This is a genomic window from Acidothermus cellulolyticus 11B (assembly GCF_000015025.1).
Classification (GTDB): domain Bacteria; phylum Actinomycetota; class Actinomycetes; order Acidothermales; family Acidothermaceae; genus Acidothermus; species Acidothermus cellulolyticus.
In genome coordinates this window covers 35,926-51,044 of sequence record NC_008578.1, presented here as the reverse complement: position 1 = coordinate 51,044, position 15,119 = coordinate 35,926, and the positions used below count along the sequence as shown (strand labels likewise).

Genomic DNA, 15,119 nt, shown 5'->3' with positions numbered 1-15,119 from the left:
GCACGACCGACGTGCCGTTGGGACGGGCACGGTACGGGTTGCGGTCGCTGGTCCGTCAGGATTCGCCGGGTTCCAGGCAGCCGACCGGTGCCGCGACCACTGGAGCAGATGCCGCAGCGGGCACGGCGTCACTTCGATCAGCGGCGTCGAGAGCATCACGGGCGCCGGCGAGGCTCACGATTCCAGCCAGCACAACGACAGCGCCGATGACAAAAGGCACGTGAACGCCGACGTGCTCGACAAGCTTGCCGGCGACGTACGGGGCCAGGCCGCCACCGATGAAACGGACAAAACCGTAGGCAGCCGAGGCTACCGGACGGGGGACCGGCGCCACGCTCATCACCGCGGTGGTGACGAGGGTGTTGTTGATTCCGACGACTGAGCCGAAGAGGATGACGGTCACGATGATGACGAGCGGATGGGCCGCCCAGCCGCCGATGACCAGCAGGCCCACGGCCACCAAGGCCAAATTGACGTACAGGGTTGGTGCGGTACCGAAGCGACGCCGCAGCATCGGCGCAATGATGATGGCAAAGATTGCAACTAGTACGCCCCAGCCGAAGAACACCCAGCCGAGGTCAAGCGCCGACAGGTGCATCAGGAACGGGGAGTATCCGAGCACGGTGAAGAATCCCCAGTTGTAAAAGAGACCGGTCAGACTCACGCGCGCCAAGGGTCCGTGCTCGAGCGCGAGGATCGGATCCCGTAACCGGCTGCGCACCGCAGGCCGCGGCGTCGGCGGCAAGAGAACGAGAGTGGCGACGAGCGCGGCGGCCATGAGGACGGCGACACCGAAGAACGGCCCCCGCCAACTGACGTTGCCCAACAGTCCGCCCAGCAACGGTCCGGAGGCGATGCCGATGCCGAGGGCGGTCTCGTAGAGAATGATGGCCGCCCCGAAGCCGCCCGCGGCCGAGGCGACAATGACCGCCAACGAGGTCGCGATGAAGAGCGCGTTTCCCAGGCCCCAGCCGGCCCGGAAGCCGACGATCCCTCCGATGGTGCGACTCGCCCCGGCGAGAGCCGAGAAGATGACGACGAGCGCGAGGCCGACCAGGAGCGTGTTCTTCGAACCGAGCCGGCCGGCCACCCAGCCGGTAATGAGCATGGCGACCGCGGTGATGACGAGATATGAGGTGAAGAGGAGTTCCACCTGGCTTGGGGTGGCGTGGAGTTTCGCCGCCAACGCAGGCAGGATCGGGTCGACGAGGCCGATCCCCATGAAGGAAATGACGCAGGCGAACGCCACCGCATATACGGCGCGCGGCTGACGGAGCAGGCTGTTCGACCTGTCAGCGCTTCGCAGCACGCATTCTCCTTTCGCGGTCTGGTGATGACGAGCTTCGGCGACGTAGGGCTGCGCCGCGGGTACGCCCGCCGGAGGGTGCCTGGTGGCCTGGTGTCCGCGCAGGCTCGTGCCATCCGGCGGCCTCCGATGATTCGCCCCGCACGGACACGGCGAGCGCGCAACGGAGGGCGGCAAGAGCCGGGTGCGCGGCACGAAGCTGGGCACGATGAGCCGGTGAAAGGGCGGCGAGTGCGCGGGCGAGCGCCGACGCGCGCTGCGTCCGGAATTCATGCAGAACGTTGCGACCGTCACGAGTGATTTCCACCACGGTGGCGCGGCGGTCGACTGGATCGCCGAGCCGGCGGACGAGCCCGGAGTGTTCGAGGCGGCAGGCGAGCTGAGTCATGCCCGGTTGACTGATGTGCTCGCGCGTGACGAGGTCGCTGATGCGCAGCGGCCCTTCGCGGTCGAGCGTGTCAAGAACGGAGAGCGCGGTGGCACTCTCCGGCCTGGGTGTGATGGTTCGTAATGACCAGAGGATGCGGTCGAAGAGTGCGGCTAGATCGGCGGCGTCCGTTTTGGCCACGCCGTCATTTATATCACGCGCTTATGTAATCGAGAACGGTGCGTCGGCCCGAAACGAGAGGCCGCGGTCGGCGGTGGTGAGGGGGCGCACAGGAGTGACGGCCTCGTCATCGCCCGGTGGCGTCGCGTTCGGGCGAATCGACGCGGGTCGCGAACGCAAGCAGGTCCGCCGCCAGCCGCTCCGGGTACTGGGCGTGCAGATCGTGGTCAGCCCCGACGTACCAACGGACGTCGACATCCGCCAGCATGTTCAGCGCATCGTAGAGGCCGGGCTTGGCTTCGATGAGCTGCTCGTCGTCGGTTGCCGGGTCGAAATTCGGCGGAATTGCCGGAATGACGAACACCGGAACATCGACCAAGGGGTAGAGGTCTCGGGGATTTTCCGACCAGAGCGAGAAAAGAATGCTCCGGTGGTGGTCCCGCTCAAGGCGGGCGCGCACGGTCCCGTCCTCGAGAATGCGGAAGTTGCCGAGGACGGCGTCACGCGCCTCCGGTGACCAGTCGGGATGCATCTCCGCCAGGTGACGGCGGACGTCGTCGAACCGCACCCCGTCGAATTGCGGCGGGGCGAGAGCGGCCCAGCAGTCGTCGAACGTGGGAAACCGGTCGGCGAGGTGGAGCCATCCGCCGTCCACCAGGACAAGACCGGCCGCGCCGCCGTGCCGCGCGGCCAGGGTGAGGACGACGTTCCCGCCCCACGACTGGCCGACGGCAATGGGTCGGCGATTCCCCGTAAGGTTCATCCGGCGGCAGAGTTCGTGCACATCCGCCGCTGCGGTGGCGGTGTCATATCTGGCTGCGGGAGCGTCGGATTCGCCGTGCCCGCGCAAATCCACGGCTACCGTTTCGTGACCCGCCGCGGCAAGATGCTGGGCGACGCCGTCCCACAATCGGGCATTCGACGCGAGGCCGTGCACCAGGAGAAACGGCCGGCGCGGTCCCCGCAGTCGGCGAACCGCCAGCCGAAGCTCAGCCGACACCTGCACCCGCTCAACCTCGAACACACTGGTCACGAGACAACCCTAGGCGAGCGGTCGGACGATGCTGCGTCAGCGAAGCGACGCGTGCAACCGCCTAGGTCGTGACGCCTGCCGTTGGTACAAAGACAATCGCCGCAGCTGGTGGAACAGCGCCGCCGCAGAGTTACGGATGCGGCTCAGCAACCGGTGGCGCAGCGGACTCCGGCGAGACAATCACCTCGACGTCGATACCCGTGCGCACGCTTTCGGTCACCACACAGAAATCCTCGAACAACTGACGACAGCGCTCCACCCGGCCGCTCGTCTCGTCCGTCACTCTGGGCTGCAATTCGACACGGATCGCGCTCACCCGAAGCCGGCCGGCTTCGTTGCGCGCGAGGCTGACGCGGACGTCGGTGTGCATGCCGTCCACTTCGATCCGGGCCTTCCGAAGGCAGTACAGCAGGCTGGCGCTCAGGCAGTTGCCTACCGCAGCCGCGAGCACGGCAGATGCGTTAGGTCCGTCATTGTTGCCCAAGGGTGGCGGTTCATCCATGACCAGCGGCTCGTGATGCGCACCGAAGTCGACCCGGAAGCGGTAGTCGTGCTCGAGATCCAGGCCGACATGTGTTGCCTTCCCCTGGCCTTCCGTACGGGCGTGTTCCTGGCTCATCCGCTGCTCCCGGGCAGGTTGCGGCCGTTTGCGGCCGGCAGGCCGTTTGCGGCCGGTGTCGCTGACGACATGAATGTCACGTGTGACAGAGAGCCTACGCCGGTCGGGCATCTGCACAGCTGCCGGGCGATACGTGCATCCTTATCGCAGCACCACGTGACTGTCGCTTCTGCCGCCGTCCGGTAGATCCACAGCGTCCAGGGTCGGTACCGCCGACACGTGGTCCTCTTCGGCGGTGGCGCCCCGCACGTCGTCGTGAGACTCTTCCTCCCCATCTTTGGCGGAAGCATCACGTGAGGGCACCGGCACGAGAACGAGGACTCGATCTCCTGCGCGCAGTGTGGTGCTCGGGTCGACCGCGGCCCGGCCGTCGGCTTCGCCAGACGCACCGGCTGGTTGCAGACGACCTTGACCGTCGAGCACCGTCAGCGGCTGCATGACGTCGGCCACGGTGAGGACCTGGAGCATGGAGGAGGACTTCGGCCGCTCGATGTCAATGCCTCGGCGCAGCAACTTCGTCGTGTAGATCGTGCCGTATGTCAGCCGCTTCGACAGTCCGGCCGCCAGCCCCACGGCGAGCATGACCGGGAGCGTCAGAGTGAAATTGCCGGTCATCTCGATAACACTGGCGATCGCCGTCAACGGGGCTCGCGCGGCGGCCGCGAAGACGGCTCCCATGGCGATAATTCCGTAGATAGCGGGGGAGCCGACCTGCGGGCCGAAGAGATGCTCGGCGACCGCCCCAAACGCCGTCCCTGCGGTAGCCCCGATGAACAGCGACGGGGCGAAGACGCCGCCTGAGCCGCCGATCCCGATCGTGAGACTTGCCGCGACAATCTTGCCGACCATCAGCAGCAGGAGGAACCACAAGGCGTACTGGCCCGCAACCGCCTTGTCCATAACCGGATATCCCACGCCGTAGAGCTGAGGCAGCGCGAGCAGAAGGACGCCGAGGACAATCCCGCCGACGGCCGGCCGCGCCCACTCCGGACGGTTACCCCAGACCCGGTCGCAGACGTCTTCGATCCGGTAGAGCGCGGACTTGAATCCGACTCCGATAACCGCGGCGATGAGCCCGAGAACGCCGACGAGGATGAAGTCCATGTCGTGGGGAAGGACGAGATAATGCGGCACCTGGCTGAGGATCGGACCGGAGCCGAAGAACGCCCGGCCCACGATGTCAGCAAGCACCGCCGAGACGATGATCGGAAGCAGCGCGCCGATCGAGAACTCCCGGAGAATCAGCTCGAACCCGAAGAGAACCCCGGTCATCGGCGCGTTGAAGGTCGCCGAGATTCCCCCCGCCGCCCCACACGCGACCAAGATGCGCAGGCGGCTTTCGGGTAGCCGCACGATCTGCCCGATGCTCGACGCAAAGGCGGAGCCGATCTGGACGATCGGACCCTCGCGGCCGACCGACCCCCCCGTGCCAATGCAGAGCGCCGAGGCCAGCGCCTTGACGACGGTTACCTGGGAGCGGATCCGGCCGCCGTTCTCGGCCACCGCGATCATCACTTCCGGCACACCGTGACCGCGGGCCTCCGGGGCGAAACGCTGAATCAACGGACCGTAGAGGAGGCCGCCAACCGCTGGAATCAGGAGCAGGAACCACACGCCGAGCGCGGGCAGATGAGAGCTCCCAATGTGGCCCGCCTGCCCAAATTCCTTGTGCCCCGTCACAAGCCAGGTCACGGTAAATATCAGCCATCGGAATCCGACAGCGCCGAGGCCGGCGCCAGTCCCTACGAGAAAGGCAACGGCGACGGTCCCGAGCCGGGAGCTGCGCAGCCAGTTCGCGGTTGCCGACGTCAACCGGAGGGGCGCCGACGCGAAAGCACGATAGCCGAAAGCGCGCCAGGAGCTCTCCGCGTCCCGACGTCCGGCGTAGGAATCGACCTCGTTCATGTGTACGTGTACGCATTCTACCGGTCCTGTTTCCGGGTCTGTGAGCAGGGTCGCTCGTCCCGGGAGACACAGCGAGGGTCGCTCGTCCCGGGTCAGAGGGCAGGGTCGCTCACGACGAGGCGTTCGTAGAATCGGCGCATGCCGCGATCCGGCCCTTCCCGAGCGCCGCGGACCGGACACGAGGTTCGCCGGACCCGTACCCCGTGGGGAACGATTTCGCGTGAGACCGTCGTCGACGCCGCGATAAAAGCGGTCACGTCCGGCAATTACGAGGACATGAGCATCCGCAGCCTGGCGGCCGATCTCGGTGTCGCACCGATGACCCTTTACCGGCACGTGCGGGACAAGGATGATCTGCTCGACGAAGTCGTGGACCGCCTTCTTGCGCGTGTCTGGAAGCCGACGGTCTCGCGCAGCGACTGGAGGGCGTGGATCATCCAGGCGGCTGACAAGCTCCGGCGGTTCCTCGTCACGTCACCAGTCGCACTCTACGTTTACCTTCGCCATCCCGTCGTGACGCCGACTGCTATCCGCCGCATGACGGCGATGCTCGCCGTCCTCCGGCAGGGCATAGGTGACGAGGAGAAGGCGCGCCGGGCGTACGCGGTCATCCATGCGTACACCCTCGGCTTTGCCGCACTGGAGGTCGCCCGATCCGGATGGTCATCTGCGGAAACGACGGTTGACGAGGTGACCCGCGAAGTAGCGGCTTTCATCAGCCCCCGCCAATTCCGCGACGGACTCGGGTATCTCCTTGACGGAATTGCCGGCTGAACCGTCGCAGCGGCGTGTTTTTGTCCGCTGGTGGGCCGGACTCAGAATGTCAATGCGTCGCCGTGTGTTCTGCCGGTCGCGGGGGAGCGTCAGCCGGCGGTCACGATGCGTAGGCGTAGTTGATCATCCAACGGATGCCATACCGGTCAAGCGTGACACCCCAATACGAGCCCCACGGCATGTCCGCCATCGGGGAACCCTCCGAGCCTCCCGCTGACAGAGCCTGGTAGAGATGATCCGCGTCCTCCCTGCTGTCGACCTCTAAGCAGAGCGTGGTGTTGTTGCCGACCCTAGTCTCATGCCCCATTGACCGCAGCATGTCGGTAGCCATCAGCATGTGACCCGCCATAATCGGCAGCTCGGCGTGCATAACGAGGTTCCGCTCCTCTGCCGGCAGATTCTCCAGCGGCATATCTGGTACGTCGGCATACCGGACCAGCATGCTGATTTCCGTACCAAAGATGCCCGCGTAGAACGTGAACGCCTCTTCCGTTTGGCCCTGGAAGTTCAGGTAGGTGCTAACACGTGCCATTGACTGCTCCCTCGGCATACGGGCGCACATCGTGGGTGCAAGCGTAACACGATCCGAGGTGCCGCGCCGGATGATTGGCTAACATGGCGACCGCAGCGGCACACCCTCAGCCGCCGCTGCTGATTCAGCTGCCCAAAACCACACACGTACCCAAAGTTGTATACGCCGCAAGCGCTCAACTTCGCTGCCTGTTATTAGCATCGCTCGATCGCGTCAGCTCCTTCGTAATCGGCCCGTCGCCTGAGGCAAAAGAATGCGACTGATGACCGGTTAAGGTGCGTGGCTTTTACGCCACCGCGCGTATAATTTGTAGCCGAGCTTGCCGGTCGAGGTGAGCAAAGACTCGACGTGTGAGAATGAGAGAGACATAAGGGTGTCTGTCGGAAGTGGCAGCGCCAGATGCTCGACAGTAGGTTGTTGCGGTTGGCTGCCGAGCACGCATCGTGGTTGTAGATGGACAAGCGATTGTTGAACTGACTTGGCACCGGATATTCGCGTGTTCTCAACTGCTCGAGAGTCGGCGATGTCGTTGCACCGGTCTTGGAGACACCAAAAAGTCTCTCGATCGCCGTACGTCGCTTGGCAAGGACACAGGCGAAATTTGACACGCGCTGTCGCACAGGTCGCCCGGCTATATGTTATATTAATATTATGGCAGGACGTGAGATGGATGCGTTAGAAATCGAAGCTGCACGTGTCGTGAATTCGTTTTACATGGGAAGAATTATACAGCGCGACGGAATGAAGGCGTCGGACGGAAGTCACGACTACGATATCGAGCTGCCAGACGGACGGATAATCGCGCTTGAGGTGACTTCAGCAGCAGATCCTGAACGTATGGCACTCTTGAGTGAACTATCCAAGACACCCAGCATACCGAGCAGCCTTGAGCACGACTGGCTCGTTAGTGTCTGGGATGTGAGGAATGAACCGCATGTAAACATAAAACGACTTGTGAAGAAAACCGAGCCGAGGCTTTCTACCCTTGTACGGCACGGCGTGACCGAGATTGATAAGGTGAGTCTCGACCGTAAAAGACACGTTCCCCGCGACGTCTGTTACGAGCTAGCTTCTCTGGGCGTAGCTCGTGCTCGGACGCTCACATTGGCGAACCCTGGAGAAGTTCGCGAGATCTTTTTCTCATACGCCGGGGGCGTGACTTCTCATCAAGGCATCCTCAACCAATTGATCGAACAAACGACAAAGGCTAATGCGGCCAAGCTCGCTGTGGCGAACGCCGCCGAGCGACATTTGTTCGTCTGGGTGACGGCACTTGGGCGGCCCGATGTAGAGTTAGCGATGTTTTCCAACTGGCTGCCGGTCAATTCACCTGCGATTGCTCCGGGAATCGACGTCGTGTGGGCAGCGACCCTGGAAACCCCTGGATTCTGCCAGCAACGCATCCGGCGTCTGTGGCGGGTTCGACGGGAAGGACCGTGGGAGTCATTGCCGTTGCCATTTGGGATCGCTGATTGACGACGGGCGTTCGCTTATCGACCCTCCGTCGCCGACGTCCAAAGCCCGAGGTAATACAAGGACCATACGGGTATCCGTGCACACGCATCGACTGTGTAACGACACGTTCGGACATCACGGGCGGTTGGGGTGGTCAACCCGATTCATACCGCCGTTTTTTATGGATCGATGCAGCGGTTGCGGTCCGGTTTTGGTGGATTTGCTTCTCAGATGGTCGTCGAAGATTCGATGTACATCGAATCTTCGACGACGACGGTATGTCGTTGTCGGCACGCCACTAGCAACGACAAGAATGCATTTTTGACGACGGGTTCGAATCCAAAGCGCCTACAAACATCGACGCCCCTCAACGTCACCCACTGGTCGGCCAGCGCGCCCGGTCGGTTGCTGATCGGGGAGACTTCCGGCAACGCTCGCTGTATCCCGTGTCGTTGCGCACTGTGAGAGTTTGTTCACGCAGTTGTCGCGGTGGGTCATTTTGGCGGGCGCGTCGCGGAAGAAAGCTGTGGTCGTCGGCGGCCGCGGCATGCATGAGTTCGCCGACATCAGCGTCGCGTCAGTCGTGCACAGCTCGGCATCGGTCCGCGATAAACCGCTCGCTCGTGCCGCCACGGCCATAATTAGTGAAGCGACTGGCGCCAGTGTCAGGCATACGTCGACGTGGCGGTGCCGGCGGAGTCGTACTCGTCGAAGAACGACGCATTGACGATAACCTCATACTCGATACGCCTCGGACGTCCACGCCAAGCCGGTAGTCGCGCAGGAGGTCACAGAGCCGATCTCCATCGATCAACTCGACAGGCGGCGCTCCGTCACGGCTCGCTTCGTTCTGAGCATCCTTCGTAAACGAGCCGGTCGTGATCAAAAGAACCTTGTCTCCGCGGCCTGCCATCGCGCCTCGAAAGTCCCGCACGACACCGGCCGTCACGGATCCCTTGTAACGCTTGCACTGGAAATAGACGGGGAACGAGACCGGAGACAGCCGGTACACTCCGACACCGTCAATGCCTCCATCCCCGCTCGTGCCGAGGACGGTGACGTATACGAATCCCGCTTCCCGAAGGAGTCGTTGCGCGAGTCGCTCGAAGCCGTGAGGCGGGAGGCGTAGCAGTCGGGCAATAAGCTGCTCCTTCCAAGAATCCAGCTCATCGTCGCTGGCTTGGTCGGTTGCGCTGTTCGAAGGCTGCTTCTGTTTCGCTCGACGCAACAGTTCGTCTCGGTACGCCTTCGTATCGCGGCGCATCTGCTCCGGCGTGATCGTCTGACCCTTTTCGGTCAGCGACCACACCCCACGCGTACTGTTCTGGATCGCCCCGATACCCTTGAGGTGCGTCCTCGCCCAATGGAGCCGGTACTCCAGCTCGGACATGCGACCATCCTTTGTCGGGACAGCCTGCTGTTCCTCAGAGAAGTGCTCGTCTTCGACGACCTGCTCGTAGATCTCTTTGATCGTGGCGGATCCACCACGCTTCCGAAGCGCTATCAGCACCGGCCACATCAACTCGTGATACTGCGGAATGGTCACGACTGCCATGGCCGGATTGTCGTACGGGAGAGACCGCGCGCGAGAGAAGACGACTTAGATCGTTTCCCCCACCTCGAGGAAGAGGATTACTCATACCGCGTCCCTCACCCTCGAGAACACAACCAGCCCGCGAGTGCGACAGCCACACAAAACAGCGCCTGACCTGCACTTTTCTAGCGCGCTCGGAGGGATTCGAACCCCCAACCTTCTGATCCGTAGTCAGATGCTCTGTCCGTTGAGCTACGAGCGCTCGCGTGTCGCGGTTCGCCCACCGGACACGTGTCCTAGGGTACCCAGGCTTGGGAGGTCAGCCAACCAGCCGGGCACCGCATCCACCGACCCGCCGCTGCCACCGCAGCCGGCCCGTGCCCGCCGGCCGGCGCCGGCACGGGACACCATTCCGCGGAGGCTCCGGGATTTGAACCCGGGAGGGGCGGTAAGCCCCAACCGCATTAGCAGTGCGGCGCCATAGACCGGACTAGGCGAAGCCTCCCCGCGCGCCGAACCGAGCCGCGATCCTGCGCGGCTCAGCGGACGCGCGCAGGTAGCAGCGTACCGTGCCACGACGGCGCCGCGCATCGGCCACAGAGGCCGCGGGCCCCAGCCGGCACCGCCGCCCGGACGCTTCATCCGCGGATTGCCATACGCCGCGGGCGCCCGGCCGGCACGACCGCCCAGCCGGCACCGCCGCCCGGACGCCTCATCCGCGGATTGCCGTACGCCGCGGGCGCCCGGCCGCCACTGACGCCACTGACCACAGCCCTCGACGACCCGGTCCCACTAGGGTGGGGGCGTGACCACCCGGGAGATATCCGACTCCGCACCGCGACCCGGCGCTCGACCTTTCCCACGCGCCGACCTGCGAGGCATCCCGACGTACAAGCCCGGCCGGCGGCCGGCCACCGGCCGGCGCGCGTACAAGCTCTCCTCGAACGAATCCCCCTACCCGCCGCTGCCCAGCGTGCTCGACGCGATCGCCCAGGCGAGCGACACCATCCACCGGTACCCGGACCTGCTCAGCTCGGATCTGGTCGCCGCGATCGCGCACCGGTTCGGCGTCCCGGAAAGCCACGTCGTTGTCGGATGCGGTTCGGTGGGGCTCGCCACGCAGATCGTGCAGGCGTTCGCTGGACCCGGCGACGAAGTGGCCTACGCCTGGCGTTCCTTCGAGGCCTACCCGATCATCGTGCAGGTTGCCGGTGCGGTGAGCATCCAGATACCTCTGCGCCCCGACGGCGTACACGATCTCCCTCGCCTGGCCGCCTCAATCACGCCGAAGACCCGCGTCGTCTTCATCTGCAACCCCAACAACCCCACCGGAACCGTCGTCGGCGCCGACGCCCTGCTTCGGTTCCTCGACGCCGTACCCGCCGGTTGCCTGGTCGTCCTCGACGAGGCGTACCGCGAATTCGTCACCAACCCCGACAGTCCGGACGGCATCACCCTCTACCGTGACCGTCCGAACGTCGTCGTACTCCGCACGTTCTCCAAGGCGTACGGGCTGGCCGGCCTGCGTGTCGGATATGCGATTGCCCAGCCTGAGATCGTCGACTCCATCCGGATCACCGACGTCCCGTTCTCCACCAATGCCCTTGGGCAGGCAGCTGCGCTCGCCTCGCTCCAACCGGCCGCGGAAGCCGAGCTCATGGCCCGGGTACAGGCCACAGTCTCCGAGCGGGAGCGGATCGTCGCCGCATTACGGGCCGCCGGTTGGGACATTCCCCAGCCGGAAGGAAACTTCGTCTGGCTTCCCACCGGCGACCGAACCGAGAGCTTCGCGGCCGCATGCGAAGCCGCGGGAGTGATCGTACGGCCCTTCGCCGGTGAGGGAGTACGCGTCACCATCGGCGAACCCGAGGCCAACAACCTCTTCCTGGACGTCGCCCGCGCCCACGGTCCCGCGCCCACCGCGCCAACGGCCCATGGGGCTGCTCAGCCCAGCCCGTCAGGCCCAGATGAACCAGCCTGAATTCACCCGATCGGTGACTGACCACTCGGCCGGTCGGCCCATAGGCTGTGGTCCGCAGCGAGACCTCTCCCCTCGCCGGTTCCGGCGAGTCTCGCGCACCGCCTGCGGTGACCACCGCCCAACGGCTTCCCCCTCCTTCTCAAGGTGCGTGGCATGTCGCGCCGATGCAGAAGGAAATTACGCCGTTCGGCGCATTCGGTCGCACCGTTCAGCGGATAGGAACCAGCTGAAGGACGGAGCAGCCGTGGACCGCCTGGACTGGTCCAACGCGGATCAACGGGGAGATGCGGCATGAAGCACCGAGCGCCGACACGTACGCCGGGCATGCTCGCCGCTACGTCCGCCAAGACCGTGGTCACGATCGCCGGTCTCATCGCCGTGACGACAGCGGCCACCGCCGGCGTCGTCCTCGTTGGATCGCAAGCAATCACCGACCATCGTGCAGCGCCACCGGCAGCCGCCGGCTATCCGGTCGGAAGCAACGCGCCAAGCCCGGTGGTGGTGATTCCGCGCAGCCCGACAACCACGGCCGCACCGAACAGCGGGAACCCTCCTCCGCAGACGCCGTCGGCGGTGCCGACACCGTCCCCGTCACGCCCCGAGGCCCGACCGGCTGAGACTCCGACCCCCGCGCCACCAAGCGTTCCGAGCCGGCCGACGCCCGGGACACAGGAGATCAACTTCCCGATCGGTGGCTCGTCCGCCACACCGACGCCGTCGCCCGCGCCGCCGTCCGTCACACCGACGCCGTCACCCGCCCCACCGGCGACCCAACCGCCGGTGAGCCAACCCGGCCGGCAACCGGGTGCACAGGCGGGCGCCCCGAAGGGACCCAAACATCCACACCGCGTTCACCAGCCTCAGCACACCAAGCGACACCCGCCGACGCCCAGAGGACGTGACCACGGCTGCACCGTCGGCAGCTGGTTCGGCCCGTGGATTGCGGGACGAGGCCATGGCCCCGCAGGATGCCCGCGCGCGCTAGGCCTTCGCAGACTCGCCGGCGGAGGACGGTTCCAGTCGCGATAGGCGGCGGGGGACGGTCACGGCAGAGGTGGCCGGTTCCAGTCGCGATAGGCAGCGGGGGACGGTCACGGCAGAGGTGGCCGGTTCCGGTCGCGACAGGTGGTGGCCGGTTCTGGTCCCGGTGGTGGTGGCGGGTTCCGGTCGCGACGACCGCTAGATTTCTGTCACCATGGCCTTGTGATCGATGGCGACGCCCACAAGGCGGCAGCGTTGGTCACGATGCCCGTGTCCGCCGGGCGACACGGGCGCACGTCGGACGCGGGAGACCCTCGCGTCGTGCAGGCAAAGGAGTGTCATCGTGACCGTCGACTCGCTCCATCACACGGTCGCCCCTGCTGAAGCCGGACCCGCCGATCCCACCCTCGTCCAGCTCCTCACCCCCGAAGGACAGCGGCGCGGCCATCCGGACTTTCCCCTCGAAATCGCGGACGACGACGTTCGCGCGCTTTACCGTGACATGGTCGCGCTGCGGCGCTTTGACGTCGAGGCGACCACGTTGCAGCGCCAAGGCGAACTCGGCATCTGGGCGCAAGTCCTCGGACAGGAAGCGGCGCAAATTGGTTCCGCGCGGGCATTACGACCGACCGACATGGTCTTTCCGACCTATCGGGAGCACGGGGTCGCCTGGTGCCGCGGCATTCCGCCGGAAGACATTCTCCAATTGTTCCGGGGCATCAATTTCGGCGGCTGGGATCCGGCGGCATACCATGTCGCGCCGTACACAATCGTCATCGGCGCGCACGCCTTGCACGCCGTCGGTTATGCGATGGCGCTGCAGCGTGAGCCCGGAAATGACAGCATTGCCATCGCCTACTTCGGTGACGGGGCAACCAGCGAAGGTGACGTCAACGAGGCATTTGTTTTCGCCGCCTCCTACCGAGCGCCGGTGATTTTCTTCGTGCAGAACAACCAATGGGCGATCTCGGTTCCGGAGATCCGCCAGTCGCCGATCCCGCTGTACCAGCGGGCGGCGGGATTCGGCTTTCCCGGCGTCCGGGTGGACGGCAACGACGTCCTGGCATGTCTCGCGGTCACCCGTGCGGCCGCCGCGCATGTGCGGGCCGGGAACGGGCCGTACCTTATCGAGGCGTTCACCTACCGGATGGGCGCGCACACGACGTCCGACGATCCGACCCGCTACCGGCTCGCGGCGGAGGTCGAGGCATGGAAACTCCGCGATCCCATTGAGCGGGTGAAAGCGTACCTGTCGCGCAGCGGCGCCGCCGACGCTGACTTTTTCACCGACGTTGACACGGAGGCCGAGCGGCTCGCCGAACGGGTACGCGCTGCCTGCGTGACGATGCCGGATCCCGGGCCGCTCACCATGTTCGACCACGTGTACGCCGCCGGCTCGGCGATGCTGGACGCCGAAAAGGCCGCATACGCCGAGTACCTGGCATCGTTCGAGGAGGCGTAAATGGCCGCGTTGGCCTTGGCGCGGGCGCTCAACCTTGGGCTGCGCAAAGCACTCGAAGCCAACCCCAAGGTTGTCATCATGGGCGAGGACGTCGGCAAACTCGGCGGCGTCTTCCGGGTCACCGACGGGCTCCAGAAGGATTTCGGCGAAGACCGGGTCATGGACACGCCGCTGGCGGAATCCGGGATCGTCGGAACGGCGATCGGAATGGCGCTGCGCGGATGGCGCCCGGTCTGCGAAATCCAATTCGACGGATTCGTCTTCCCTGCGTACGACCAGATCGTGAACCAGCTGGCGAAATTGCACTACCGGTCGGGCGGGCGGCTTCGCGTTCCGCTCGTCATCCGCATCCCGTTCGGCGGCGGAATCGGCGCGGTCGAGCATCACAGCGAATCGCCGGAAGCGCTCTTCGCTCACATTCCCGGGCTGAAAGTGGTCGCCTGCTCCAACGCCGCCGACGCGTACACGATGATTCAGCAGGCGGTGGCGTGCGACGACCCGGTGATTTTCTTCGAGCCGAAGCGGCGGTACTGGGAACGCGGCGACGTCGATCTCGACATTCCGTTGGAGGATGCGTTCCCGCTGCACGCCGCACGGGTTGTCCGGGAAGGCCGTGACGCCACACTTCTCGCCTACGGACCCTCAGTTCGGCTCGCCCTCGACGCGGCGGCCGCTGCGGCTGAGGACGGTCGCGAGCTCGAGGTCATCGACATTCGCTCGCTCTCGCCGCTCGACTGGGAGACCGTGCATCACTCGGTGCGACGCACCGGCCGATGTGTCGTCATCCACGAGGCACCTGTGTTCGTCGGCTACGGCGCGGAATTGGCGGCGCGGGTCACGGAACAGTGCTTCTACAGTCTGGAGGCCCCCGTGCTGCGCGTCGGCGGTTTCTCCATCCCGTATCCACCCTCCCGACTCGAAGAGCACTATCTGCCGGACGTCGAGCGGGTCCTCGACGCGGTCGACCGCGTCTTTGCCTACTAGCCGGCC

At 65.2% G+C, this 15,119-nt stretch carries 13 protein-coding genes and 2 tRNA genes; 5 read left to right on the top strand and 10 right to left on the bottom strand.

From position 1 onward, the window contains the following. Positions 1-55: 55 nt before the first annotated feature. The 5 genes from ACEL_RS00245 to ACEL_RS00225 form a co-directional block, all read right to left on the bottom strand. Positions 56-1,309 (bottom strand): MFS transporter, encoded by a 1,254-nt coding sequence (locus ACEL_RS00245; RefSeq protein WP_011718885.1) that lies wholly within the window; start codon positions 1,307-1,309, stop codon positions 56-58. Then, positions 1,293-1,874 carry a MarR family winged helix-turn-helix transcriptional regulator gene (locus ACEL_RS12365; RefSeq protein WP_011718884.1) on the bottom strand — a complete coding sequence of 194 codons (582 nt, stop codon included), beginning with the start codon at positions 1,872-1,874 and terminating at the stop codon, positions 1,293-1,295. The genes ACEL_RS00245 and ACEL_RS12365 overlap by 17 nt, the downstream gene beginning before the upstream one ends. Before the next feature lie 106 nt (positions 1,875-1,980). Beyond that, entirely contained in the window at positions 1,981-2,886 is a 906-nt protein-coding gene (locus ACEL_RS11240) for an alpha/beta fold hydrolase (RefSeq protein WP_011718883.1), read from the bottom strand. A 130-nt stretch (positions 2,887-3,016) separates the two neighbouring features. Then, on the bottom strand, positions 3,017-3,505 hold the full coding sequence (locus ACEL_RS00230) for an OsmC family protein (protein ID WP_011718882.1): 489 nt from the start codon (positions 3,503-3,505) through the stop codon (positions 3,017-3,019). Between the two features lie 141 nt (positions 3,506-3,646). Beyond that, positions 3,647-5,410: a chloride channel protein gene (locus ACEL_RS00225; protein WP_011718881.1), complete on the bottom strand. Its 1,764-nt coding sequence runs from the start codon at positions 5,408-5,410 to the stop codon at positions 3,647-3,649. Between the two features lie 138 nt (positions 5,411-5,548). On the opposite strand from ACEL_RS00225, the gene ACEL_RS11235 reads away from it, so the two are divergent. Beyond that, the gene (locus ACEL_RS11235; protein ID WP_011718880.1) at positions 5,549-6,184 is read left to right on the top strand and encodes a TetR/AcrR family transcriptional regulator; all 636 of its coding nucleotides are present in this window, start codon (positions 5,549-5,551) and stop codon (positions 6,182-6,184) included. Between the two features lie 100 nt (positions 6,185-6,284). On the opposite strand, the gene ACEL_RS00215 is transcribed toward ACEL_RS11235, so the two are convergent. Further along, positions 6,285-6,716, bottom strand: a complete 432-nt coding sequence (locus ACEL_RS00215) for a VOC family protein (protein ID WP_011718879.1) — start codon at positions 6,714-6,716, stop codon at positions 6,285-6,287. 666 nt (positions 6,717-7,382) lie between these two features. On the opposite strand from ACEL_RS00215, the gene ACEL_RS12065 reads away from it, so the two are divergent. Further along, positions 7,383-8,192 carry a hypothetical protein gene (locus tag ACEL_RS12065; RefSeq protein ID WP_148204480.1) on the top strand — a complete coding sequence of 270 codons (810 nt, stop codon included), beginning with the start codon at positions 7,383-7,385 and terminating at the stop codon, positions 8,190-8,192. A 556-nt stretch (positions 8,193-8,748) separates the two neighbouring features. On the opposite strand, the gene ACEL_RS00205 is transcribed toward ACEL_RS12065, so the two are convergent. From ACEL_RS00205 to ACEL_RS00195, 3 genes are all read right to left on the bottom strand, one after another. Continuing rightward, on the bottom strand, positions 8,749-9,726 hold the full coding sequence (locus ACEL_RS00205) for a restriction endonuclease (RefSeq protein ID WP_011718876.1): 978 nt from the start codon (positions 9,724-9,726) through the stop codon (positions 8,749-8,751). A 168-nt stretch (positions 9,727-9,894) separates the two neighbouring features. Further along, positions 9,895-9,967 (bottom strand) — tRNA-Arg (locus ACEL_RS00200). Between the two features lie 153 nt (positions 9,968-10,120). Continuing rightward, a tRNA-Ser gene (locus ACEL_RS00195) sits at positions 10,121-10,210 on the bottom strand. Between the two features lie 315 nt (positions 10,211-10,525). Here ACEL_RS00195 and hisC point away from each other — a divergent pair. Then, complete coding sequence (gene hisC, locus ACEL_RS00190) at positions 10,526-11,686, top strand: histidinol-phosphate transaminase (RefSeq protein WP_083760601.1); 1,161 nt, start codon at positions 10,526-10,528, stop codon at positions 11,684-11,686. Between the two features lie 464 nt (positions 11,687-12,150). Here hisC and ACEL_RS00185 read toward each other — a convergent pair whose 3' ends face one another. Then, a complete protein-coding gene (locus ACEL_RS00185) occupies positions 12,151-12,426 on the bottom strand; it encodes a hypothetical protein (RefSeq protein WP_041834836.1) in 276 nt (91 codons plus the stop codon). Positions 12,427-13,010: 584 nt separating this feature from the next. Here ACEL_RS00185 and pdhA point away from each other — a divergent pair. Both pdhA and ACEL_RS00175 read left to right on the top strand, forming a co-directional pair. Then, on the top strand, positions 13,011-14,129 hold the full coding sequence (gene pdhA, locus ACEL_RS00180; RefSeq protein ID WP_011718873.1) for a pyruvate dehydrogenase (acetyl-transferring) E1 component subunit alpha: 1,119 nt from the start codon (positions 13,011-13,013) through the stop codon (positions 14,127-14,129). Then, a complete protein-coding gene (locus ACEL_RS00175) occupies positions 14,130-15,113 on the top strand; it encodes an alpha-ketoacid dehydrogenase subunit beta (RefSeq protein WP_011718872.1) in 984 nt (327 codons plus the stop codon). It begins immediately after the preceding gene. The last annotated feature ends 6 nt before the right edge of the window (positions 15,114-15,119 follow it).

Bases quoted from the DNA above. Each gene is read 5' to 3' on its own strand.
- ACEL_RS00230 (WP_011718882.1), bottom strand. From the start codon at position 3,505: ATGAGCCAGGAACACGCCCGTACGGAAGGCCAGGGGAAGGCAACACAT.
- ACEL_RS00225 (WP_011718881.1), bottom strand. From the start codon at position 5,410: ATGAACGAGGTCGATTCCTACGCCGGACGTCGGGACGCGGAGAGCTCC.
- ACEL_RS11235 (WP_011718880.1), top strand. From the start codon at position 5,549: ATGCCGCGATCCGGCCCTTCCCGAGCGCCGCGGACCGGACACGAGGTT.
- ACEL_RS00215 (WP_011718879.1), bottom strand. From the start codon at position 6,716: ATGGCACGTGTTAGCACCTACCTGAACTTCCAGGGCCAAACGGAAGAG.
- ACEL_RS12065 (WP_148204480.1), top strand. From the start codon at position 7,383: ATGGATGCGTTAGAAATCGAAGCTGCACGTGTCGTGAATTCGTTTTAC.
- ACEL_RS00205 (WP_011718876.1), bottom strand. From the start codon at position 9,726: ATGGCAGTCGTGACCATTCCGCAGTATCACGAGTTGATGTGGCCGGTG.
- ACEL_RS00175 (WP_011718872.1), top strand. From the start codon at position 14,130: ATGGCCGCGTTGGCCTTGGCGCGGGCGCTCAACCTTGGGCTGCGCAAA.